Below are 24,196 nucleotides of genomic sequence, written 5' to 3' on the forward strand. Positions count from 1 at the left end.
AGCCTTCTGCTAAGAACAAAAAGAACAGTGATATGTTGGACCACTGTTCGTGTTCAAGATATAAACTAAACTAATTTTAGTATGGTGATAGCTGCAGAATCTCCTATTAGAGTCCCCCCTTCAGTTGGATCAAGAGTAATAGTTCCAGGTGATAAAGAACTGTTATTTACTAAGGTCAAAATACTTGGTGCAATCGAAACATTAAAAATGGTTATTCCCGAATTAATATTATCGTTCGCCATTTGACCGAACCTACCACCAGGAATTGGTGATCCATTTAAAAAGAAAGAAAATTGATTGTTCTGACGGGTAGAAAGGCGAAATTCAGCCTGATAAACACCTGTTGTACTAATAATAATTGTCGGTGTTCCTGCAATATGAGTAAATGACGAAGTAATTGGACCATTTGTGTTAAAAGAAACACTTCCACCAATAGGAACTGATTGAGTAGTTGTATCATAAACAAATAGATATCCAGGAACTCCTGTTCCAGTAGCTCCGGTCGCTCCAGTGGCTCCAGCACTTCCAGCAGTTCCAGTAGTACCCGTGAATCCGGTACTTCCTGTTGCCCCCGTAGCTCCAGTGACTCCGGCGCTTCCAGCAGTTCCGGTGGCTCCGGTCGCTCCAGTGAATCCGGTACTTCCTGTTGCCCCCGTAGCTCCAGTGACTCCGGCGCTTCCAGCAGTTCCAGTGGCTCCGGTCGCTCCAGTGAATCCGGTACTTCCTGTTGCCCCCGTAGCTCCAGTGACTCCGGCGCTTCCAGCAGTTCCGGTGGCTCCGGTCGCTCCAGTGAATCCGGTACTTCCTGTTGCCCCCGTAGCTCCAGTAACTCCGGCACTTCCAGCAGTTCCGGTGGCTCCGGTCGCTCCGGTGAATCCGGTACTTCCTGTTGCTCCAGTGACTCCCGCGTTTCCAGCAGTTCCGGTAGCTCCAGTGAATCCAGTACTTCCAGTCGCTCCAGTAGCTCCGGTCTCTCCAGTAGCTCCGGTCTCTCCAGTTTCTCCGGTCTCTCCAGTGGCTCCGGTCTCTCCAGTTTCTCCCGTTTCTCCGGTAACTCCAGTCTCTCCGGTGGCTCCGGTGACTCCGGTCTCTCCGGTAGCTCCGGTTTCTCCCGTAGCTCCGGTCTCTCCCATAGCTCCGGTCTCTCCGATGACTCCAGTCTCTCCGGTGGCTCCGGTCTCTCCGGTAGCTCCGGTGGCTCCGGTCTCTCCGGTGGCTCCGGTGACTCCAGTAGCTCCGGTGGCTCCGGTCTCTCCGGTAGCTCCGGTGGCTCCGGTCTCTCCGGTAGCTCCGGTGGCTCCGGTCTCTCCGGTAGCTCCGGTCTCTCCGGTGGCTCCGGTGGCTCCGGTCTCTCCGGTAGCTCCGGTGGCTCCGGTCTCTCCGGTAGCTCCGGTCTCTCCGGTAGCTCCGGTGGCTCCAGTAGCTCCGGTCTCTCCGGTGGCTCCGGTGACTCCAGTAGCTCCGGTGGCTCCGGTCTCTCCGGTAGCTCCGGTGGCTCCGGTCTCTCCGGTAGCTCCGGTGGCTCCGGTCTCTCCGGTAGCTCCGGTGGCTCCGGTCTCTCCGGTAGCTCCGGTGGCTCCGGTCTCTCCAGTAGCTCCGGTAGCTCCGGTGGCTCCGGTGGCTCCGATGGCTCCGGTCTCTCCAGTGGCTCCAGTCTCTCCCGTTTCTCCAGTGGCTCCGGTCTCTCCGGTAGCTCCGGTGGCTCCGGTCTCTCCGGTAGCTCCGGTGGCTCCGGTCTCTCCAGTAGCTCCGGTAGCTCCGGTGGCTCCGATGGCTCCGGTCTCTCCAGTGGCTCCAGTCTCTCCCGTTTCTCCAGTGGCTCCAGTGGCTCCGGTCTCTCCCGTTTCTCCAGTGGCTCCGGTCTCTCCGGTGACTCCAGTAGCTCCGGTGGCTCCGGTCTCTCCGGTGGCTCCGGTGACTCCAGTAGCTCCGGTGACTCCAGTAGCTCCGGTGACCCCAGTAGCTCCGGTCTCTCCCGTTCCAATGGCTCCAGTAGCTCCGATGTTTCCTGTGACTCCCGTGACCCCAGTGCTTCCAGTTGCCCCGGTCGCGCCTGGCGGACAATTCGTACAATCTCCAGTTGGACCTGTCGAACCCTGCGGTCCCGTAGCCCCTGTTGGTCCAGGCGGGCATATACATTGAACACCTGGAAAAATCGATGGACATCCCTGAGGAAAAATTATCTTGTTACACGTAGTACATTTTCTCATCATAAGTCAAACCTCTGCATGAAAATTGGATAGTTCAACATATGACGTTACGGAATAAATTGGGAACGTTTTATCAAAAAAATATATAATTATCTTTTAGAAAAAGCAGATGTAATCGACAAAAGATTTCACATCGCTTATATCTCTTTCAATTTATACGAAGTTAAGAATAGAAGAAATCTTTGGGACTCAAATGATGACAAGTAATACTATGATTCTCAATAAGTATATGGAAAGATATCTCATAATTATCTAATTCTTTTGTAAGTCTTTTTCTGAAAAATGCCCTGGAAGCAATTCATTGATCGTTGTTAGAATAAAATCTCCTTTTAAATTTGCCAAAATGATTTGTGTGTCATCTCCACAAAATTCAGCGATAACTTGTCTACATGCACCACAGGGTGAAATTGGTCCGTCTGTATTTCCTACAACCGCTATCGCTTGGATTTTTTTGACACCCTCTGAAACAGCCTTAAATACTGCCGTTCTTTCCGCACAATTTGTCAAACCATATGAGGCATTTTCAATATTGCATCCACGATATATCAAATTGTCAGCTGTCAACAGTGCTGCACCTACTTTGAAATTTGAATATGGGACATAAGCTTGTTTACTCGCCGATATCGCTTCATCAATAAGTTGTTTCCATTCCATAAAGAACCACCCTTTTATGTTTTTTGGAGCAAAAAAGCAATGATATACTTTCTTGCTCCAACCCTAATAACATCATTGTAAACCAGTGTTTTTCAGAATGTACCCCATTATTCAGTTATAATCGTATGAATTAATTTAGGAGTGTCAGCTTTGTTTGATATAGAAATATTTTCATAAATTTTAGCTTTTACATCTTCAACATTTTCGCGATTTGCATGAATAGTAACTAATGATTCACCCGCTTTTACATTTTCACCAACCTTTTTATGCAACACTAAGCCAACAGCTAAATCAATCTCATCTTCTTTTGTTGCTCGACCTGCTCCTAAAAGCATTGCAGCGATGCCAATTTCATCTGCCACAATGTTAGAAACAACACCTGAAGTTTTAGCTGGTATATCAATTACATATTCAGCTTGTGGTAATTTTTCCGGATGATCTACGATAGAGCTGTCCCCACCTTGATTACGCAAGAACTCTTTAAATTTTTCAATTGCCTTTCCGTTCTTCATCGCTTCTTTTAACCTTTCACGTGCTTCTTCTAACGTATCCGCTTTTTTAGCGAGCACAACCATCTGACTTCCTAATACAAGAACCAATTCAGTTAAGTCTTCTGGACCTTCTCCTCTTAATGTATCGATGGCTTCCTTCACTTCAAGAGCATTACCAATCGCAAAGCCTAGAGGTTGTGACATATCTGAAATAACAGCCATTGTTTGACGACCAACATTATTACCGATCCGCACCATTGCATATGCTAATTTTCTCGCGTCTTCTTCTGTTTTCATAAATGCGCCAGCACCTGTCTTCACATCGAGGACAATTGCATCAGCACCAGCCGCAATTTTTTTACTCATAACAGAACTTGCGATTAAGGGAATGGAATTCACCGTTCCCGTCACATCACGCAATGCATATAACTTTTTGTCAGCAGGCGTTAAATTTCCAGATTGTCCAATAACTGCAACTTTATTACGGTTTACGATATCAATAAACTGCTCTTTCGTAATTTCAACATGAAATCCTTCTACGGCTTCTAATTTATCAATTGTACCACCCGTATGTCCTAAACCTCGTCCAGACATTTTCGCAACCGGCACATCTAAGGCAGCTACCAATGGTCCTAAAACTAATGTTGTTGTATCCCCAACTCCACCAGTAGAATGTTTATCTACTTTAATTCCTTCAATCGCGGATAAATCAATCGTATCTCCAGATTCAACCATCGCCATCGTTAAGTCAGCACGTTCCTGATCAGACATATCCTGGAAATAAATAGCCATTGCAAGGGCGCTTACTTGATAATCAGGAATAGTTCCGTCTGTATACCCTTTTATAAAAAATTGAATTTCCTCTGCTGTTAGTTCTTTCCCATCACGTTTTTTTCCAATAATATCTACCATTCTCATGCGCTGAGTCCTCCTTTTAAACTATTAAGCCAACAATCGTTGCGGATAAAAAGCTTACTAAAGTTGCTCCAAAAACCAATTTCAATCCAAACCTCGCTACTACATTCCCTTGTTTTTCATTTAAGCTTTTAACCGCACCAGCAATAATCCCAATGGAAGAAAAGTTTGCGAATGAAACAAGGAACACCGATATAATAGCAGTTGTTCTTTCCGTGAAGTGAAAATTTCCTTGTGTTAAATTTGTCATAGCCACAAACTCGTTTGATACCAGTTTTGTCGCCATAATGTTACCGGCGTTTACCGTTTCATGCCAAGGAATTCCAATAATAAAGGCAAAAGGAGCAAATACATAACCTAGAAGTTCTTGGAATGAGATACCAATTATCCCCTTGAACAGGGCATTTATTAGAGCAATTAAAGCGATAAAGCCGATCAGCATTGCCGCTACCGTAATAGCAACTTTAAAACCATCTATTATATACTCTCCTAATACTTCAAAGAAGCTCCTTTTCTCTTCCTCTCGTACTTCTAACATATCTTCTTCTTCTGTTACTTCATAAGGATTAATGATGGAAGCAATAATAAATCCGCCAAACAAGTTAAGCACTAAAGCGGTTACAACATATTGCGGTTTTAATAATACCATGTATGAACCAACGATAGACATCGAAACGGTTGACATTGCAGATGCACATAATGTGTATAATCTTCTTTCAGATAATAAACCTAACTGCCTCTTTACAGAAATAAACACTTCTGATTGTCCTAAAATTGCTGAAGCCACAGCATTGTAGGATTCCAATTTCCCCATACCATTTATTTTATTTAAAGCTAGCCCAATATACTTTACAATAAATGGTAATACTTTTATGTACTGTAAAATACCAATTAGAGCTGAAATAAACACAATCGGCATTAATACACCTAAAAAGAAGGAGAATTCTTTCTGGTTTAATAAACCGCCAAATACAAAATTAATCCCTTCTCCAGCATACTTTAACAACTGTCCAAAACCATTTGCAATTCCAGCGATGAGCACATTTCCTAGGCTTGTATTTAATAGTACAAAACCTAGAACAAACTGCAATACAAGCATAATGATAAGAGGACGATATTTCACTTTTTTTCTATTATTACTTGCAAGCCATGTGATACCTAAAATAATGACGAGACCTATGATACCTATTATATACTTCACAAAACACACTCTCCTTTTCATGTATCCGCTTTCATATTTTCAAAAAGTAAACAACCTATTCTTCAGTCATTTATAAATCTATTATTCCAATGTTTTGATGGATTAGTAGTTAACTGTAGCACTTTCTTTATCATGTAAGACAATCACAAGACATGCACTTGCACCAATTCTAAAAGATGACCTATCCTCTGGTTTTGGAGTGAGAGTCTGAAAATATACTTTATAATCCAGCCCAAACATCTTTGGCGTATCGTCCTTCTTTCTGAAGTTTTTCTAACCATTGGTCGGCTTCTTGTTCCTCAACTCCATGAACCTCCTGATAAGATTTTTTCAGTGCAGCTTCTACATCAGGTGCCATTCTGCTTCCATCTCCACATATATAAAGCCGGCCGCTTTGATCGAGAATACGAATTAACGCTTCCGCATTCAATGCCATTACGTGCTGCACGTATGTTCTCGGAACTCCTTCTTTCCGTGAAAAGGCTGTATGAAGGGTCATCACTCCGTTCTTCTCATATTGTTGTAGTTCTTCTCTGTAAATAAAGTCTGCCTCATTACGGCATCCAAAGTAAAGATGTGCCTCACCCAACGATTTCCCCTCTTGTTTCATGGCATCTCGAGCTTGCAGGAAACCCCGGAAAGGAGCCAATCCTGTACCAGGACCTACCATAATAATTGGTGTTTCAGCTTCTTCTGGCAGCTGGAAGTGAGACTCTGGAGTTCTGATAAACATCATGACATCTTCGCCCGGTTTACGGTCAGCCAAATAATTAGAAGCTACCCCGCGATATTCTCCTAAACCGCTCCAGGCAGGATCTTGAACCACTGCCACTGTAATACTCACTCGCTCCGGGTTTACTCGTGGTGAACTGGAGATGGAGTAATATCTTGGTTTCAAAGGACGTAAAAGTTCTAAAAACCGCTCAAACGGCATTTCACAAGCTTTATATTTTTCTAGCAAATCTAACATAGAAATACGTTTTTTTAATACCTGCTCGTGATAAACCCCTTCTTCGAGTAATGATTCCAGTTCACGTTTATGCGGAGGGCAGACGGTGAAAGCAGCAAGTTCCCGTATTTGTGCTCGGGTGGCAGCATCCTGTACTTCCACACTGTATAGGAGAAGATCACGAAGACTCACTTCCCGATCCAGAGGCAAATGAGCCACACTGCGTCCACTTGCTGTAAGTACTACTTGGTCATTTTCGTTTAATTTATACCTTTGAAGAACACGATTGACGTTTTCCTGGCTGTTCGCAGGCAATACTCCAAGATGGTCTCCTTCTTGATAGGTCAAACCATTGGGCAAAATAATTTCAATATGCCGGGTGCTTCTGCCGCTGCCAACTGACTGTAATTCCTGGTTTTCCACCACCTTGGCATAAACCGCTTCGTAGGATCGCGCTAGGGGAGATCCTCCTGTTCCTTTTACAAACTGGAGACTTAGTGTGTTCCGATCCTTTTCCACATCGTCACTAATCTTCAGACCAAAAGCTTCGATAGCGTCCGACCACATTTTTTCTTTCCATTGATCAAGCTGTTCTTCAAAGTCTCCGCTTGCATCACCTTCTCCCCTGGTGGAGAACCGAATTGCTCCTTTTTCAGAAAGCTGTTTATCAATAAATCTTGGAACATCCTGATAAGTACTAGCCCAATTGTGGTCTCCACAGCCAAATACAGCATACTGAACTCCAGAAAGTTCGTCTGGTTGAACAGCTTCTAGCCATTGTACGAACTGGCCAGCATTACTTGGCGGCTTTCCATTATAGGAAGAAGTCACGATTAAGACTGCTCCTTCTTTTGGAAGCGACCCTATTCGATCATTAAGAACAGCCACTTCTGTACGGACACCATGAAGAGTAGCGGTATCAGCGAGTTCACGTGCTACCCCTTCAGCAGTCCCGGTATCCGATCCATAAAGAACAAGCAATGGTCGGTTATTAAGTCCTTGAATGGTCGATTTGGGATCAAGATTATCCTTCTCCGTCTCTATTTTACTGTCGGCTAGCACTTCTTCTGTCACCAAAACAGACTGTTGAAAAGCAGACTGATTGCGCGGTTGAACTTGTATGGTAAAATTCCCTGGCTTTAATGTTAAAGTTTGTTTAATATCAAGTTGATAGTCCTTATAATCGATAAATTCAAAATGCCTCAGAAGCATCCCCAAAACAAGTGTTGCTTCGTGAAGAGCAAACTGCATACCAATACATGCCCGTTGGCCGTTTCCAAATGGCTTATAGGCTTGGTGAGGTATTTGTTTTTGATCCTCAAACCGTTCCGGACGAAACTGCTCTGCGTCTTCTCCCCATGCATCCTTATCTCGGTGCAGTTGAGGGATCAGCACTGTTACCCTTTCCTGTTCTTTCTTAATGGGATACTTTCCACCAATAATCGTATCTTCTTTTGCATAGAGACTGAATGCGGGTGCTGTCGGCCACAAACGCAGTGATTCATTTAAAATCATTCGGACATATTTAAGCTGCAAAACCTGCTTGTATGTCGGAGGGGAGCCTGTTAGGACTTGATCTACTTCTTCGTAGGCTTTTTTCAGCTTATCAGGTTTTTTTAACAGAAAGTAAAGTGCAAACGACAATAATCCACTTGTTGTTTCATGTCCCGCGATGAGAAACGTAATAATCTGAAATCGGATATTTTCATCATCCAATTTCTCTCCTGTTTCGGGATCACTTACATTCAACATACGAGAAAGCAAGTCGTTTTCCTTTTGATTTCTACTAGATTTGCGTTCAGCAATAATACTGTCTACCAAACTAAACATCACTTGAATGTCATGTTGGAACTGGCGTTTTGTTCGGATCATCAACTTATCTTGCAAATCCAATCGTTGAATTTGATGCATGGCTTCATCAAGAGCACGAACCATGCTTGTAATAAAAGGATGTGGTGTTTCTCTATAGTAACTGTTAAAACGGTAGTTAAAAGCACATAATCCGATGGTGTCTAGAGTGAGACGTGTCATATCACCTGGTACATCAACGGTATCATTTGGATTAAGCCGTGCCCACTTTTGAACAAGCTGAATAGCAATATCCACCATCATCGCATGGTAATCCTTCATCGCACGTTGGCTGAACGTAGGCATAAGAATATTATGAGCTTTTCTCCAATTCGGTTCATCAGTCCAACTGGTGAATAATCCATCTCCTCCAAAAGCACGGACTTTTTCCAAGGCACCTTCTACACTTTTAGTAAAACGAGATTCATCACAGACTTCTGCGACCAGTTCATGTCCTGAAACAATAATGGCGGAATCCCCTGGAGTTTGCAGCCGAAAAATAGGACCATATTCCTCGGCTAGTTTCATAAAGGATAGAATTGGTTTATCTTTATCAATTAAAGGTACATTACCAAGCGGTCCAAAGGTTTTAGGCTGAAGAATCATACTATTCCCGTCCATTTCATTACATCCTTTCTCTAATCTGCTAAATGCCCGATTCATTACCATCCTGCCCCTCTTCCAAAAATTCCAATCATCGAATGAGTTTCCTTTATGCTGACAACATAAGATGAAAAGCATTATTTTTTTCAACTTCCCTCTTCATTTTTAAACGACGAACTACTCTATCGAGCTGACCGACAAAAGTAAGAATTTCTTCCTTTGAAAATTCAGACCCTATTAACTCATTCAGCTTTCCATAGATCGCTTTCTCAGCTGTTTCCATCAACTGCATTCCTTTCAAGGTAAGTGATACAATATTTTCCTCATGTCTTTGTATTATTACAGGATAAATGAAAATAATTAACAGCTCATGTCTTGAACTTATATTTTCCTCAAACCCCAACAGTTTTAAGATGAATCAAAGAAAAAGGACATGTTTCTCATACACTTGACTTTTATCCTAAATACAGTAAAATAGATTCGGAATGAACATTCATTCCTATAAATGAGGTGAAAATAGATGTCTAAAAATAAACAAGAGGATATTTTTGAAGCAGCAATGATCTTATTTGCGAATCGTGGCTACGATGGTACTACCATACCAATGATCGCTGAAAAAGCCAAAGTGGGTGCTGGAACAATTTATCGTTATTTTGATAATAAAGAATCACTTGTCAATTCTTTATTTGTGAAATGTGTAGTTCAGTTTTCGGATGGATTAAAAAATAATTTTCCTTTTCATTCTACTATTCGTGAACAGTTCACTCATATTTATTATCGAATGTTCGAGTTTGCAAAAGAAAACGACCAAGCGTTTCTTTTTATAAATTCCCATCATGATGGTTATTACCTAAATGAGAAAAGCAAGACAACATTTCAAGGTTTTTTAGATTTTATTATCCGAATCATAGAAGATGGAAAGCAGAAGGAAATGATTCGACCATTACCTTCACCTGCTTTAATCGCCATTGTTTACGGATCTTGTGTGATGTTATTTAAGCTTTTCCAATGTGGAGAAATTACAGATACCCCAGAGTTACTAAAAGAACTGGAAGAAAGCTCCTGGGATGCTATTCGGGTCATATGATTCAATAGCTTTGGAACGAACGGAATGAATATTCATTCCGTTGAGCGTTATAATACGAATTTCAACAAGAACAAGGTGATGTCATTGAAAAAGTTAAAAAGTTGGAGAAGTCTTTCCTTTGTCTTATGGATCATAGTTACTACTCTCCTATTATCAACAATGCCTAATCTAGATCATCTAGTAAAAGAAAAAGGACAAGTGACAACTCCAAAAACGGAACAAAGTTACATTGCTAACGAGATGCTCAAACAAATGGATAAAAAAGGAGGTGAAAAATATGACGTGATAGCGGTCTTTACCAGTGGAAACAATAATGCTTTGACTAGCAAACAAAAAGCACAGATAGCCTCTACTATCAATAAGTTAAAAGCCAAACAAAAACAACTGGGAATTAATGAAATTGTTTCACACTTAGATAGTAAAGAAATCGAAAAGCAATTAGTTTCAAAAGATAATACTACAATATTGACGCAAATCTCCATCGACAAAAAGCATGGAGACATATCAAAAGTCACTCAAAAGCTTAACGATATTGTGAAAACAAAAGATGTGAAATCGTATTTAACGGGAAGCGACTTGATCAATGATGATTTTACAAAATCCACACAAGAAGGAGTAAAAAAGACAGAAGTCATTGCAATTATTTTCATTGTCGCTGTGCTAATACTTGTATTCCGTTCTCCAATTGTGCCTATTATTTCTCTTCTTACAGTTGGAGTTTCCTATTTGGTTTCACTGGGCGCAATTGCTCAACTGGTAGATAAGTTGAATTTTCCTTTTTCTAATTTCACACAAGTATTTTTAGTCGTAGTACTGTTTGGAGTTGGCACAGACTATAACATATTATTGTTTACCCGATTTAAAGAAGAACTTAGCAAACAAAGTGATGTACATTTAGCTGTAAAAGCTACACTTCAAGCAGCAGGAAAAACCATATTGTACAGTGGATTAGCCGTTTTTATCGGTTTTGCTTCTCTCCTTTTGGCCAATTTCAAATTGTATCAAGCTACTTCGGGAGTAGCGATTGGAGTTGCGGTTCTACTTCTTGTATTAATAACGTTGAATCCATTTTTTATGGTATTGCTGGGAAAAGGGATGTTCTATCCCATTAAAAAATTTGAAGGACATGGAGAAAGTAAATTATGGGGATTTTTAGCGAAAAATTCAGTGACTAGACCGTTTATTTCCGTCGTTCTCGTTTTTACTTTAGCCATTTCGGTTATTTTTAGTTACTCTCGAGTGCTTAACTACAATGACTTGTGGGAAGTTGACAATAAATTTGAATCCAAACAAGGCATTAACACCATAGAAGATCATTTTCCATCCGGGTTTTCCTCTCCAGCAACATTGGTCATTCAATCCAATAAAAAGTTAGACCAAGCAAGTCGTTTACAAACATTAGATGAACTAGCGGATGAAATCTCAAAGGTCAAAGGTGTTGCAGAAGTTTACTCCCCTACTCGTCCAACTGGGGATAAAATTAAAGAATTGTATATAAAAAAGCAGGCAAGTGAACTGAATAAAGGATTAAGTTCTTCCAACACAGGAATTGGAAAAATTAACAAAGGATTAACTTCTGCAAAGGACCAAATGGGCAGCAGTGATACAAGTAGTCTTTCCAATGTACAGAAATTGATTGATGGAACAGATGCTACAAAAAGTGGTGTGTCTAAATTAGAAAATGCCATCAATAAACTTTCAACTGGGATCAATGGTGGTGCAGCAGGAGCACAACAAATCGAAGCTGGTTTAGCTTCATTAAGCCAAAATATCAATACACTTTCTACTGCCACTTCCCAACTTTACTCGGCATACAATCAATTAGCAAATGGATTAAGTTCTTATAGCCAATATTTCAATAGCATCTCTCAAGCAATCGAGAGTGCAGAAAATGGTTACCAACAAATTGAAGCTTCTATGAATAACTTAATCAAAACAAGACCAGACTTAGCAAATGACCCTAACGTGCAACAGACACTAAGAGTTGCTCGATCTGCACAAATCCAATTGAATCAGTTATCCAACCAAGTGAATCAACTTGCTGTCCAACATCAATCGGCCATGGCTTCGTTTAGAAAAGCCAATAATTCTTTGTCGAGAGTTAATGCTGGTTTGAATCAAATGAAAACCGGTGTTGTCCAGTTACGCAAAGGTGCAACTGATTTGAAAACAGGATTGAACCAAGGTGCTACTGGTTCACGTCAAATTGCTAATAAAACAGGCGAACTTCAATCTGGATTAACTCAAATAAATCATGGTCAAGTCCAATTGTTACATGGGCTGAAAGATTTACAAGCAAATATGGGGCAATTGCAGTCCGGTCTTTCTTCCAGCACCAAGGGACTGAATAAAGTAAGCAATGGTCTAAACGATGCGCAAAAGTATTTAAATGGTTTAAGTGAATCTCAGAGTTCTGAACAATTCTACATTCCAACTAAGGTACTAAAAAGTAAGGATTTCCAAAAGTCCTTGAATACTTATATGTCAAATGATAGGAAAATCGCTAAAATGACAATCATTTTAGACGTAAACCCTTATTCACAAGAGGCTATGCCCATTATAAAAGAGATAAATAAACAAGTGGATGCTAAATTAAGTGGAACCGATTTAAAAGATGCAAAAGTGGCAATTGGAGGGACAACAGCTAAAAATGTGGATCTAAAGGATGTAACACAAAGCGACTTCTTGCGTACCGCAACGATTATGTTAATTGGTATTGCACTTGTCCTTCTGGTCATCACACGCTCTGTATCGAATTCCATATCTATTATTGTTTCCTTAATACTAGTGTACTTTGCCTCTCTTGGTATTGGGGAATGGATTAGCTCCCATATTTTAAATGTAGAAATAATGAGTTGGAATGTTCCATTCTTTAGTTTTATTATGATCGTTGCTTTAGGCGTTGATTATAGCATCTTTTGGATAATGCGGTATAACGAACTAGAAGGAGATCGGGCAACACGAATGGTAGATGCTTCCCGTCACATTGGCGGAGTAGTATTATCTGCTGCTATTATTTTAGGGGGTACCTTTGCGGCTTTGATTCCTTCAGGTGTGTTAACACTTATTCAAGTAGCATCTGTTGTTGTCGTTGGTCTTTTCTTACTGAGTGTCATAGGTATTCCCATACTATTACCTGCTTTAATGGGCTTAAAGCAAAAGCTTGATCGTTTTATCAAGAAATAAATGAAAGACTCTAGTTGAGCAAAACTAAATACAAAAAACCCCAATCGAAGTTATGCACCTCAGATAAGGACACAAGTCAATTAGCGGACGAAAATAAATAAATGAAACTAGACGGCTTTATTCCTTTATTTTAAAGGAATTAAAGCCGTTTCGTCTTTTTTGTATTATAAAACTGTAGACCATATTAACTTCCTTTTATCACATCCATGCCTTTTTTAAGAGCTTGACACCGAGTTCCATTTCTTCACAAGAAAGATTACTAAAACCGAGTTTAATTATTGGTTCGTCCGAATTATTTATAATGAAGTAGATAGAGGTAGGATACACTTTCACCCCCTGACAAGAAGCACGATTTATTAACCATTCTTCTGAATGCTTTAAGTGTACTTTGATTAATACGTACAAACCAGACTGCTCGCCAATGATAGAAATATTTTGCCCGAATTCTTTTCTTAATACAGATACGACGTGCTGCATTTTTCGTTTATAGACAAGACGCATGCGTTTTATGTGACGACTCCATTCCCCCTCCTCCATAAATTTAGCCATTGTGAGTTGACTAAGAATAGAAGTAGTACTTTCGAAATGAAGAAATTGATTTTTGTAAAGAATTAATAGAGGCTGTGGCAACACCATATAACTTAAACGGATTCCTGGAAGAAAGGACTTGGAGAAATTTCCTAAATATATCACTCTTGCTGAATCAATGGATGCTAGAGCTGGGAATGGTTGTTGTGTATAGCGAAATTCACTATCATAATCGTCTTCAATAATGTACCCAAGCCTCTTGTTAGCCCAATGAATAAGCGCATGACGCTGCTGAATGGGCATACTCACCCCATATGGACTATGATGGGAAGGCGCGACGTAGATGAGGCGTGATTTCATTTGTTCCAATGATGAAAAATCAGCACCTGTTTCATAAACGGGTAAAGTTTCAAGTGTAAAATCATTTAATTGAAAAGCCTCTCTAGCACCATCATATCCAGGATCCTCTATGATAACACTAGAAACATCATCCTTCAGAATATGACCAAGATAGAGAAGTAACTGCTGAGTACTACTACCAATAATAATGGCAGCTGCATCTGTTTTCACCCCGCGGGATTGAAGCAAATATGCAGCTATTTGTTGGCGCAGATTCACTTCCCCCAAAGGTTCCCCATAAAAAAAGCTCTCTTTCAAAGTTAGTACTTGATTGGATATTTTTCTCCAAGTTTTCAGAGGGAAATGCGTTTGATCTACCGTACCCGCACGAAAATCAACAATATAAGGTTTCTCTGATGGTGTTTGCTTTTTGTTAGGAGACGTTGACGATTCTCGGAAAATATAAGGCTCTAATTCATTTACAAAATATCCTTTCTTTCCTTCTCCACGAATATAACCTTCTGCTACAAGCTGCTCATATGCCATTAATGTTGTATTTCGGCTTACCTGAAGGGAGTCTGCAAGTTGACGAATGGAAGGCAATTGCTCGTCTGCCAGTAAGTCGCCTTGTTCAATAAATAATTTAAATTGCTCATATATTTGTTTGTATTTAGGAGCATCATCTTTAAAAGTAAAAATGGTATTTTTCATTTGAATTCTCCTCTGACATGTACTATTAATTCATGTTGTACCTTTTTATATGTCAGTTTATATCTTATTATTTTTTATGAATCATTAACTTATACTGTTTTATCATTTGACTTACGAGGTTATAAGAAGGAGGAGTTTAATCATGTATATTCCTAAGTATTTTAAAGTGACTTCCATTGATGAAATAGAGGAATTTATTTCGAAAAATTCATTTGGAACACTTGTTACAACAAAGAAAAACAGGCCAATCGCTACTCACTTACCTTTATATCTAGAAAAGAATGTTGATGGTCATTACCATATTACAGGGCATATGGCTTATGGAAATCCTCAATGGAGAACATTTAAAGAATCAGAAGAAGTTTTGGTTATGTTTCAAGGACCTCATGCTTATATATCCTCTTCTTGTTACAACCACGAAAATGTTCCTACATGGAATTATCAAGCTGTCCATATCTATGGAAAAGCAGAAATAGTAACAAAAGAAGAGTTAATAGACGGACTTAGCAAACTGTTATATAAATATGAAGGGCATCGTGAAAACCCGATCTTATGGGATAAACTTTCTTCTGATTTGTTAGAGACTGAATTAAAGGGAATTATCGGTTTTAAAATCAAAGTGCAAGAGGCTCAAGCAGCATATAAGTTAAGTCAAAATCGCGATGAAGAGAACAAAAATAATATTGTTCGCAAACTATATGAAGAGAATGATGTGAATTCACATCAGTTGGCAGATGCAATGAAGAAAAGTTGGGAAAAAAATGATTAGAGTTTTTTTATCCTTCTAAACAACAAGTATGGTTTGTAAAAAGAGTTCAAAGTTACATTCTTTATTGTTTTAGGAGTATTTTCCGCTTTTGCGAGCCCCTCTAAAACATAATCGTTAGAAAATGAAATGGAGAGATATTTTGATGCCTAGATTTATCATTGAAGAAGATTTTTGGTCGTTATTCCCTTGTGCAAAAATAGGAACTGTTATTTGTCAGGGAATTGATAACTCAATACAGGACATTGAAACTTACGAGAAGATGCTGCAAGAGGCAGAGAAAGAAACACATAAATTTCTCAATCAGGAGGAATTCAGTAGGAATTCAGTCATATCTGTTTGGCGAGAAGCTTTTCAGAAATTCAAGACTAAAAAAGGCGCGAGGTCTTCCATTGAAGCTTTATTAAAAAGAGTGAAAAAAGGCAACCATATCGGAACAATAAACCCGCTTGTTGATATCTATAATTCCATTTCATTGCGCTATGCGCTTCCATGTGGTGGAGAAGATATCGACAATTTTGCAGGTGATATTCGGCTAACGCAAGCAAATGGAAACGAACCATTTATCCCATTAGGAAATGATGAAAATGCACCTCCATATGAAAGTGAAATTGTTTATAAGGATGATGAAGGTGCAATATGCAGATGCTGGAATTGGCGTGAAGCTCAGAGAACGATGCTAACAGAGAATACAAAAAATGCATTCCTCTGTGTTGAATTGATAGATGAAACAAGAAACGATGAGTTTCATTTGGCACTTAAAGAATTGTCTGAGTTAGTTTCACATCATCTTGGTGGTATTGTGAAGATCGATGTGTTAGATAGGAATAATCGGGAAATTACCATCTTCGGTTAGTCAAATTGCATTTATAGATGGTCTTTGTTCTGGAAATGGTATACCCCTCTTCCCTTGTCGTCGAAGATATCGACGAACTGGGGGATTTTACCCGAACAAGCGAGCTCCTGGTATGGGGCTCGCTCTCTATTTACATATCCTCAACTAAATGGCAACGCTTTTATAGATTGCCTATATCCTCTAATAAGTCTTACTAATAATCTGTATCACTTATTACTAGGTTGAAAATATAACTGAATAGCGAATGCAGCAATTCACGTTTGTATCCAGCTAATCAGTCGGTATTATCTATTGAATTTATTTTTTTCCCAATCGCTTCCTGATACTCTGATTCAAATCTTCCCGATACTTGGCGACATAGGTTTTAGCGTTTGTCACTAGTTCATCGGCAAAGGACGCCACGTCGTCCCCGGTGATTTCCAGCACTTGTCTGCCATCCGCCGCACCTGCTTCGAACAACTCGATTAATTCATACTGAATGCGCAGCATATCCATCCCGCTGCCCGCCGAGAAATTCCACATGTAGTTTTGAATTTTCTTAAATACAAACTGGTAGTCCTCTGGCAAGGCCTCAACTCGTGCCATCATCATCTTATACTCTTTTTTATCACTAATCATTTTTTTGAATATTTCCATCATGCGATTTTTCCTCCTTATTTATAAAGCTGAACAAGACACTACAAAAATATCGGACGAAATATCTTATAAGCTAGATAGACTTCAAGGCGTTGATTTTCGATGAAACAAAATCCCATTTCTTCCAAAACAATTCAAGTTCCTTGCGGCCAGCCTCATTAAGTGAGTAAAACTTGCGTGGCGGCCCCATATCGGACGGTTTCTTTTCTATGTTCACAAGTTTTTTCTTTTCTAATCTCATGAGGATGGTGTAAACCGTTCCTTCCACGACTTCGGTAAACCCTAACACATTCAGTCGGTGGGTAATCTCATAGCCATAGGTTTCATGACGGCTGATGAGTTCCAGTACGCAGCCTTCCAGCGAACCCTTCAGCATTTCAGTTAAATTTTCCATGTTCTTGAGCCTCCTTTATTTCGTCCCTCCTCTATATTACCTGACTTACTTTCAGTATAACGTAGTACCAAGGGGCATTTTTGCCTAATAGCATTTGGAAAATCACGCTATTAAGTATTACTCATTACACGTACATAGTAACACCAAGTAGCAGAAGATGTCAACTTTTTTCCTTAAAATATTTTTGCACCCTACTAAGTACTTCTGTTCCTAAGTTTTTTTACAAAAGAAATCATATTATGAATAACACGATGAATTACAGAAATCAGGACAATCGAAACAATACGATTCGAGTCAGGTTGAAATCCGTTTCAACTCGATTTTTAATTCCTCTGTCACACTTGAAGGTAATGTTTTGATTCTCACTTCTTTTCAAATCTATCTAATTAATACAAGTGAACTCCCACTTCTAGGGTGGTGGGAGTATTCATTTATTGTTCGTTACAAAAATGATCACCTATCCGATACAATTAATACATCTACATATTGCAAACGTTGCATAATCACATTAATAATCGAACCTTTCCAAATCTCATCCCACCGAGTGCGAGCAGACATCCCCATGATGATTTGAGTAATTTGATATTCCTCACACACTTCTACAATCTGTTCCGCTACTTTTCTCGACTTTGCTTCTTGCAGAATAAAGGCCGCTTCAAATTGTTCTGCTAATTTTTTCATCTTCTCTAATTCTTTTTTCTGCCCGTCGTTCATATTACGTGGATGAATGTGTAGAATGGATATCTCCGCATTTAAGCGATCCGCAATTCTCCATCCTCGACGAATCAATTTTTCCGCATTTGGTCCATAGTGGATACAGACAAGTATTTTCTCGTGTGCTCCGGTCGGTTGCTCAATCCCAAGTTCTGTCCGTTCTTTTTCCAGCCTCATATCAATATCATCTGCTACTTCTCGCAACGCTAACTCCCGTAAGGCGACTAAATTTCCTCGACGAAAAAACTGGTTTAAGGCTCGCTCAATCTTATCTTTGCTGTATACTTTCCCTTCCTGAATGCGGTCACGAAGAGTCTCTGGGCTTACATCGATGACTTCTACCTCATCCGCTTCTCGTAACATGGCATCTGGAACTCGTTCGTTTACTTGAATCCCTGTAATGCGTTCCACAATATCGCGAACACTCTCAAGATGTTGGATGTTTACTGCGGTCCATACATGAATCCCGGCTTTTAATATCTCTCCAATATCTTCATAGCGCTTCTTGTTTTTAGAACCAGGGACATTGTTATGAGCAAGTTCATCGACAATTACTACTTCTGGATTTCGTTGTAGTATACCTTCTACATCTAAATCTTGGAGTTCTTTGCCTTTGTAATGGATCATTATCTTTGGGATGATCTCTAAATCTTTGATTTCAGCCGCAGTTGTTTCCCGCCCATGTGTTTCAATTAGTCCAACTACAACATCGATGCCTTTCTCTTTTAAATCGTGGGCATCTCGCAGCATATGAAAGGTTTTTCCAACACCTGGGGCCGCCCCAATGTATATTTTCAGACGGCCTCTTTGCATTTTTTCGATCTTTGCTATAATCTCTCCTGGACTTAATCGTTTATAATTGGTCTCACTTTGTAAACTGCTCATCTTTTCCAAACCCTTTATTTTGCCTGAGATGGCATCCATTTTTGCAAATCCATGTTTAATGCTAATACATTGACATGCGGGTCACCAAAAATTCCAAGCATTCTACCTTCTATATGTTTCTTCACTAACTGCTCCAATTGCTGTGTTGTTATTCCTGTTGCTTTTGACACAGCAGGAATTTGAAATCGGGCAGCAGCAGGGCTGATATCGGGATCAAGACCAGAGCCTGAATTTGTGATGAGATCCAGTGGGATATCAGCAATAGATTTGCCCGGATTTTTTGCTAACCATTCTTTTGCTGCTTGCTCTGTCCGTTTGATCATCTCTTGATTAGATGGTGCATAGTTTGGTGTTCCGGAAGCAGCTGCATCATAGTGGATGGAAGAAACACGTCCATGAAAATACTTTGGATCTGCAAAAGATTGTCCTATTAAATCAGAGCCAATCGCTTGGTGATGGTTATTGTACACGATACTTCCATTTGCCTGCTTTGGGAAAAGAACTTGGGAGATTCCCGTCATGACAAGGGGATAACCAAGTCCAAACAATACAATCATCACTATTGCTAAACGAATTGCTTTCATCTTACCTGTTCCTCCTTTAGAGAAATAACCCGATTAACAGGTCAATCAGCTTAATCCCAACAAATGGGGCAATTACACCACCAAGTCCATAGATTAGCAAATTACGCCGTAATAGCTGGACAGCGGGCATTGGTTTATAGGCGATTCCCTTCATGGCAAGCGGGATCAATATCGGAATAATGATCGCATTAAAGATCAATGCCGATAAAATAGCACTGGTTGGTGATGCAAGATGCATAAAGTTTAGAGCACTCATTTGCGGAATGGTTACCATAAACATCGCTGGTAAAATCGCAAAGTATTTCGCAATATCATTCGCAATACTAAATGTCGTCAATGCTCCACGAGTCATCAACAATTGTTTCCCAATCGATACGACTTCTATAATCTTCGTTGGATCAGAATCGAGATCAACCATATTTGCAGCTTCTTTCGCAGCAATGGTTCCACTATTCATGGCTAATCCAACATCTGCTTGAGCAAGTGCAGGAGCATCATTTGTACCATCGCCAGTCATAGCAACGAGTTTCCCTTGGGCTTGCTCTTCACGAATTACTCGGATTTTGTCTTCTGGTTTACTTTCGGCTATAAAATCATCTACTCCCGCTTCTTTAGCAATGGTAGCTGCTGTTAAAGGATTATCCCCTGTACACATAATGGTTTTGATTCCCATTTTCCTCAGTTCCGCAAATCGCTCTTGCATCCCAGGTTTTACGGTATCTTTTAAGTAGATAAGACCTACGATTTTGTTTCCAATGGAAACCGCAAGAGGAGTACCACCCTTTCCTGCAATCTCATCACTTTTTGCTTTTAAATCATTTGGAACCTGTCCACCCTGCTCCTGTACAAGTTTTTGAACCGCATCTACAGCACCTTTGCGATAAGAAATCCCACTTCCATCCATACCGCTGATTCTTGTTTCCGCAGCAAAAGAAATAAAAGTCGCTTGCTCATAGGGGGCTGGATCTACTATTAAACCTTGTTCTTTAGCAAGTTCCAAGACCGAACGCCCTTCTGGAGTCTCATCTTTTAAAGAAGCAAGTACAGCGCCTTCCCTCGCTTCTGCTTCGGTTGCTGTCCCCACTGGGATAAACTGTGCTGCCATCCGATTTCCAAAAGTGATCGTCCCTGTTTTATCCAATATCATCGTATTGATGTCCCCTGCTGCTTCGACCGCCTTTCCCGACATCGCCAATACATTAAACCGAGTCACCCGATCCATTCCTGCTATACCTATCGCGGATAGCAAACCTCCAATGGTTGTTGGGATTAAACAAACCAATAAAGCAATTAACGTGGCAATTTGTAACTTCACATTGACATAACCTGCAATCGGTAAAAGGGTAACCACCACCATCAAGAAAATGAGTGTTAAGGTAATGAGCAAGGTGTTTAAGGCTAGTTCATTGGGGGTTTTTTGCCTAGATGCCCCTTCCACCAAGGTGATCATTTTATCTAAGAAAGATTCACCAGGATCAGCAGTGATTTTTACTTGAATGGAGTCACTCACGACTTTCGTTCCACCTGTTACAGAACTAAAATCTCCTCCCGCTTCTTTGATAACAGGTGCAGATTCACCGGTAATTGCCGATTCGTCGATAGAAGCTAATCCCTCGATGATCTCCCCGTCTCCTGGAATCAAATCCCCTGTTTCTACTAAAACCACATCTCCTTTGCGTAAATCAGTTGAGGAAACTTGTTCGATCTCCCCTTTGCTATTCAACCGCTTAGCAATGGTATCTGACTTGGTCTTTTTCAAAGAATCTGCCTGTGCTTTTCCACGTCCTTCTGCAAGCGCTTCAGCAAAGTTGGCAAATAGGGTCGTGAATAACAAAATGAAAAATACAGCGATGGTATAACCAAGTTGATGTTGCACACCAAAAAAAGCAGGCATTAAAATCATGAGCAAGGTAATAACAGTCCCGATTTCTACCACAAACATCACAGGGTTCCGCATCATGATCAATGGATGTAATTTTTTCACACTGTCCACGAGTGCTTGTCTGATAATAGAGCCTTGAAACAGAGATTGTTTTTTTGTTTGGGTTGCCATCATTGTTCTCTCCCTTTCTATCGGATTGTTAAGAACTCTGCAATTGGTCCTAATACGAGTACTGGAAAAAAGGTCAGTGCTCCGACAATCAATACCGTTCCGGTTAAAATCACTCCAAAAGTCACATTGTCTGTACGAAAAGTACCAATCGTTTCTGGCACAGGCTGCTTTTTCATCAACGAACTAGCAACCGCTAACATGGCAATGATAGATAGATATCGACCAAGTAACATCACAATCCCAGCGGAGATATTCCAAAAAGGCGTATTGTCTCCTAATCCTTCAAATCCAGAACCGTTATTCGCGGCAGATGATGTATATTGATAAATAACCTGTGTAATTCCATGAAAACCGGGATTGCTAATGGCGTCTGTTCCAAGATGAGTCAGAAATGCAATAGCCGATGGGCCCAAGATCAATAAGGGATGAATCAGAAGTGCAATAACAATGAGCTTCATCTCTTTTGGTTCAATTTTTCGTCCTAAAAATTCTGGTGTTCTCCCTACCATGAGTCCAGCTAAGAAAACCGCAAGAATCGCATACATCAGCATGTTGACAAAACCAATCCCTTTCCCGCCAAATACGTTATTTAACATCATTAACGAGAGAGGAACTAATCCTCCGATTGGAGTCAAAGTATCATGCATGTTATTTACTGTACCTGTCGTAGCAGCAGTCGTTACAGCAGTAAACAAGCTAGTTTGAGCAATCCCAAACCGTACTTCTTTTCCTTCCATACTGCCTTCTGTATGAGAAAACCCCAATTTGTTAAGTGCAGGATTTCCTGCTTGTTCCGCTTGATAAGCTATTCCTAACATCACAATGAAAATAGCAAACATTGTCCCAAAAATAACTCTGCCTTGTTTTTTGTTTTTTACCATACGACCATACATCAGTGGGAGTGCTGCCGAAACAACCCACATCGATAAGATCTCAATTACATTAGTAAGTGCATTGGGATTTTCAAAAGGATGTGCAGAGTTTACTCCAAAAAAACCGCCACCATTGGTTCCAATATGTTTGATTGATTCCAGAGACGCAACGGGACCTAAAGCGATGTTTTGTACTTTTCCTGCTAATGTCGTAACTGTTGTGCTAGCATCTAATGTTTGTGGAACTCCAAGAGCCACTAAGAGCAAGGTTACAATTACCGATAGTGGTAAAAGCACCCGTACATTTGCCCGAACAAAGTCTTGATAAAAGTTTCCAATCAACTTCCCTTTGGTAGATAAGGCACGCATAATGGCAATCCCAACAGCCAAACCAGTTGCCGCTGAGGTAAACATCATCATCGTGACGAAAATCATCTGCGATAAAATAGAAAGTCCTGTCTCTCCGCTATAATCTTGTAAGTTAGTATTGGTCATAAAACTTATAACCGTATTAAAAGTAAGGGTTTGCTCCATATTGCCAATCTTGGCTGGATTCAGCGGTAAAAACTGCTGAAATCGCAAAATCAAATAGGAAATTCCGAGCAGAGCTATATTTGATACAATCAAAGTCAACACATATTTTTTCCAATTTGTTTCTTCTACATTTTTTATCCCAGCTATTCGATAAATAATTTTTTCAAATGGCAAAAAGAACTTATCCAGCTTTGTTTTTTCTTTTGCAAAAACTAGGTAAAGGTATTTGCTTAAAGGTATAGCGATGTTAATGAGTAAAAAGATTATAATGAGAAACTGTAGGAAAGCATTACCCATTTTTCAAAACCTCCATCATTCTTGTTTCCCTTAAAATTTTTCAGGATAAAGTAAAGCATAGATAAGATATACAAAAACAAGGAAAGTAACTGCACCAATAAACCAAATCATGAGGATTCCCCTCCATCTTCTATCTTGCTGCACCAGTGAGTAAATCCAATCAATAGAGCAAAACCTATGATCAATAATAAAATCATCGTGATATCTAGCATGTTCACCCTCCTAATCAAAAGCATTATTTCTCCCAGTGGAATGGAATCGAATAGATCACTCTAATAGGTTTTTCAAATGGACCAAAAATCAACCAAAAAATAAAGAAAGAGCTTTTTTTGAACGCAAAAAACCAACAGATGGTTATCCTGCTGGTTTTTAGGCACAACAAATAACCCTCCTCTCTGAACGCTTACGAGGTTAGCTGTCGGATTCGGATGCTGAGAGTCACCCTACTCTTTTAAAGTTTTATATACGATAAAAGAGATTCACCCCAATTAACACTTAGTGGTTCCCCCGTTCCCTAAGGATTCAGCGACTATAGGGAAAAGATTGTTTTTATGAAATTGAAGTAATCATACTCCTGAGGTATGGGAGTGTAAACATGCATTTAAGACATAAAACTGGCAAAAAGGAATGGTCTCACCTGATGTAAGCGCTTTAAACAGGGGATCTCTCTTCCGTGCTTTCGTTTTTGAATTTTTACTGTTTGTAATTAAATTATATTATATAGGAAGAAGCACAGGGAAATGGAACTGCATCGAGTTGGAAATTTTTTTATTTGGGATTTGCGCGATGTAATATTGAAATACAATATATGAAGAAAAAAAATCTAAGCCAAATAGAAAATGACTTAGGATCACAAGGACACCTAAGCCATTTGGTTTCATTT

18 protein-coding genes and 1 riboswitch are annotated in these 24,196 nt (G+C 40.0%); of the genes, 4 read left to right on the plus strand and 14 right to left on the minus strand.

The features are described from left to right. Positions 1–65: 65 nt before the first annotated feature. The 6 genes from AC5WOF_RS14405 to AC5WOF_RS14430 all read right to left on the minus strand — a co-directional run bounded on the left by AC5WOF_RS14405 (position 66) and on the right by AC5WOF_RS14430 (position 9,154). Positions 66–2,213, minus strand: coding sequence for a collagen-like protein (locus tag AC5WOF_RS14405; protein WP_496050642.1), 2,148 nt, complete (start codon positions 2,211–2,213; stop codon positions 66–68). A 249-nt stretch (positions 2,214–2,462) separates the two neighbouring features. Then, positions 2,463–2,864 (minus strand): cytidine deaminase, encoded by a 402-nt coding sequence (locus AC5WOF_RS14410; RefSeq protein WP_496050643.1) that lies wholly within the window; start codon positions 2,862–2,864, stop codon positions 2,463–2,465. A gap of 107 nt (positions 2,865–2,971) precedes the next feature. After that, positions 2,972–4,273 carry a pyrimidine-nucleoside phosphorylase gene (locus AC5WOF_RS14415; protein ID WP_496050644.1) on the minus strand — a complete coding sequence of 434 codons (1,302 nt, stop codon included), beginning with the start codon at positions 4,271–4,273 and terminating at the stop codon, positions 2,972–2,974. Positions 4,274–4,289: 16 nt separating this feature from the next. Beyond that, the gene (locus AC5WOF_RS14420) at positions 4,290–5,471 is read right to left on the minus strand and encodes a NupC/NupG family nucleoside CNT transporter (protein ID WP_496050645.1); all 1,182 of its coding nucleotides are present in this window, start codon (positions 5,469–5,471) and stop codon (positions 4,290–4,292) included. 220 nt (positions 5,472–5,691) lie between these two features. Further along, positions 5,692–8,889 carry a bifunctional cytochrome P450/NADPH--P450 reductase gene (locus AC5WOF_RS14425; RefSeq protein ID WP_496050739.1) on the minus strand — a complete coding sequence of 1,066 codons (3,198 nt, stop codon included), beginning with the start codon at positions 8,887–8,889 and terminating at the stop codon, positions 5,692–5,694. 91 nt (positions 8,890–8,980) lie between these two features. Continuing rightward, positions 8,981–9,154, minus strand: coding sequence for a hypothetical protein (locus AC5WOF_RS14430; RefSeq protein WP_496050646.1), 174 nt, complete (start codon positions 9,152–9,154; stop codon positions 8,981–8,983). Between the two features lie 237 nt (positions 9,155–9,391). Here AC5WOF_RS14430 and AC5WOF_RS14435 point away from each other — a divergent pair, with 237 nt between their 5' ends. Then, a complete protein-coding gene (locus AC5WOF_RS14435; protein WP_496050647.1) occupies positions 9,392–9,958 on the plus strand; it encodes a TetR/AcrR family transcriptional regulator in 567 nt (188 codons plus the stop codon). Positions 9,959–10,042: 84 nt separating this feature from the next. Next, entirely contained in the window at positions 10,043–13,144 is a 3,102-nt protein-coding gene (locus tag AC5WOF_RS14440) for an MMPL family transporter (protein WP_496050648.1), read from the plus strand. A gap of 198 nt (positions 13,145–13,342) precedes the next feature. Here AC5WOF_RS14440 and pdxR read toward each other — a convergent pair whose 3' ends face one another. After that, complete coding sequence (gene pdxR, locus AC5WOF_RS14445; RefSeq protein WP_496050649.1) at positions 13,343–14,722, minus strand: MocR-like pyridoxine biosynthesis transcription factor PdxR; 1,380 nt, start codon at positions 14,720–14,722, stop codon at positions 13,343–13,345. Positions 14,723–14,864: 142 nt separating this feature from the next. Between pdxR and AC5WOF_RS14450 the strand changes: the two genes are divergently transcribed. Together AC5WOF_RS14450 and AC5WOF_RS14455 are read left to right on the plus strand one after the other, a co-directional pair. Continuing rightward, entirely contained in the window at positions 14,865–15,491 is a 627-nt protein-coding gene (locus AC5WOF_RS14450; RefSeq protein WP_496050650.1) for an FMN-binding negative transcriptional regulator, read from the plus strand. A gap of 142 nt (positions 15,492–15,633) precedes the next feature. Continuing rightward, positions 15,634–16,344 carry a B3/B4 domain-containing protein gene (locus AC5WOF_RS14455; RefSeq protein ID WP_496050740.1) on the plus strand — a complete coding sequence of 237 codons (711 nt, stop codon included), beginning with the start codon at positions 15,634–15,636 and terminating at the stop codon, positions 16,342–16,344. Positions 16,345–16,641: 297 nt separating this feature from the next. Here the strand turns inward: AC5WOF_RS14455 and AC5WOF_RS14460 are convergent, their stop codons facing one another. The 7 genes from AC5WOF_RS14460 to kdpF form a co-directional block, all read right to left on the minus strand. Next, entirely contained in the window at positions 16,642–16,983 is a 342-nt protein-coding gene (locus AC5WOF_RS14460; RefSeq protein ID WP_496050651.1) for a DUF1048 domain-containing protein, read from the minus strand. Between the two features lie 70 nt (positions 16,984–17,053). Then, positions 17,054–17,374: a PadR family transcriptional regulator gene (locus AC5WOF_RS14465; protein ID WP_496050652.1), complete on the minus strand. Its 321-nt coding sequence runs from the start codon at positions 17,372–17,374 to the stop codon at positions 17,054–17,056. Positions 17,375–17,827: 453 nt separating this feature from the next. Beyond that, a complete protein-coding gene (gene kdpDN, locus AC5WOF_RS14470) occupies positions 17,828–18,973 on the minus strand; it encodes a KdpD-like non-kinase potassium sensor (RefSeq protein ID WP_496050653.1) in 1,146 nt (381 codons plus the stop codon). 14 nt (positions 18,974–18,987) lie between these two features. Continuing rightward, positions 18,988–19,557: a potassium-transporting ATPase subunit KdpC gene (kdpC, locus tag AC5WOF_RS14475; protein WP_496050654.1), complete on the minus strand. Its 570-nt coding sequence runs from the start codon at positions 19,555–19,557 to the stop codon at positions 18,988–18,990. Positions 19,558–19,573: 16 nt separating this feature from the next. Continuing rightward, the gene (kdpB, locus tag AC5WOF_RS14480; RefSeq protein ID WP_496050655.1) at positions 19,574–21,610 is read right to left on the minus strand and encodes a potassium-transporting ATPase subunit KdpB; all 2,037 of its coding nucleotides are present in this window, start codon (positions 21,608–21,610) and stop codon (positions 19,574–19,576) included. A 17-nt stretch (positions 21,611–21,627) separates the two neighbouring features. After that, positions 21,628–23,313, minus strand: coding sequence for a potassium-transporting ATPase subunit KdpA (gene kdpA, locus AC5WOF_RS14485; protein WP_496050656.1), 1,686 nt, complete (start codon positions 23,311–23,313; stop codon positions 21,628–21,630). 30 nt (positions 23,314–23,343) lie between these two features. Continuing rightward, a complete protein-coding gene (kdpF, locus tag AC5WOF_RS14490) occupies positions 23,344–23,424 on the minus strand; it encodes a K(+)-transporting ATPase subunit F (RefSeq protein ID WP_496050741.1) in 81 nt (26 codons plus the stop codon). A gap of 275 nt (positions 23,425–23,699) precedes the next feature. Continuing rightward, positions 23,700–23,851: riboswitch (cyclic di-AMP (ydaO/yuaA leader) on the minus strand. Between the last annotated feature and the right edge of the window lie 345 nt (positions 23,852–24,196).

It is taken from the genome of Shimazuella sp. NTD250, from assembly GCF_059510375.1.

Excerpts from the sequence above, each read along its gene's own strand:
- AC5WOF_RS14405 (WP_496050642.1), bottom strand. The coding sequence starts at position 2,213 with ATGATGAGAAAATGTACTACGTGTAACAAGATAATTTTTCCTCAGGGA.
- AC5WOF_RS14410 (WP_496050643.1), bottom strand. The coding sequence starts at position 2,864 with ATGGAATGGAAACAACTTATTGATGAAGCGATATCGGCGAGTAAACAA.
- AC5WOF_RS14415 (WP_496050644.1), bottom strand. The coding sequence starts at position 4,273 with ATGAGAATGGTAGATATTATTGGAAAAAAACGTGATGGGAAAGAACTA.
- AC5WOF_RS14425 (WP_496050739.1), bottom strand. The coding sequence starts at position 8,889 with ATGGACGGGAATAGTATGATTCTTCAGCCTAAAACCTTTGGACCGCTT.
- AC5WOF_RS14430 (WP_496050646.1), bottom strand. The coding sequence starts at position 9,154 with ATGGAAACAGCTGAGAAAGCGATCTATGGAAAGCTGAATGAGTTAATA.
- AC5WOF_RS14435 (WP_496050647.1), top strand. The coding sequence starts at position 9,392 with ATGTCTAAAAATAAACAAGAGGATATTTTTGAAGCAGCAATGATCTTA.
- pdxR (WP_496050649.1), bottom strand. The coding sequence starts at position 14,722 with ATGAAAAATACCATTTTTACTTTTAAAGATGATGCTCCTAAATACAAA.
- AC5WOF_RS14450 (WP_496050650.1), top strand. The coding sequence starts at position 14,865 with ATGTATATTCCTAAGTATTTTAAAGTGACTTCCATTGATGAAATAGAG.
- AC5WOF_RS14455 (WP_496050740.1), top strand. The coding sequence starts at position 15,634 with ATGCCTAGATTTATCATTGAAGAAGATTTTTGGTCGTTATTCCCTTGT.
- AC5WOF_RS14460 (WP_496050651.1), bottom strand. The coding sequence starts at position 16,983 with ATGATGGAAATATTCAAAAAAATGATTAGTGATAAAAAAGAGTATAAG.
- AC5WOF_RS14465 (WP_496050652.1), bottom strand. The coding sequence starts at position 17,374 with ATGGAAAATTTAACTGAAATGCTGAAGGGTTCGCTGGAAGGCTGCGTA.
- kdpDN (WP_496050653.1), bottom strand. The coding sequence starts at position 18,973 with ATGAGCAGTTTACAAAGTGAGACCAATTATAAACGATTAAGTCCAGGA.
- kdpC (WP_496050654.1), bottom strand. The coding sequence starts at position 19,557 with ATGAAAGCAATTCGTTTAGCAATAGTGATGATTGTATTGTTTGGACTT.
- kdpB (WP_496050655.1), bottom strand. The coding sequence starts at position 21,610 with ATGGCAACCCAAACAAAAAAACAATCTCTGTTTCAAGGCTCTATTATC.
- kdpA (WP_496050656.1), bottom strand. The coding sequence starts at position 23,313 with ATGGGTAATGCTTTCCTACAGTTTCTCATTATAATCTTTTTACTCATT.
- kdpF (WP_496050741.1), bottom strand. The coding sequence starts at position 23,424 with ATGATTTGGTTTATTGGTGCAGTTACTTTCCTTGTTTTTGTATATCTT.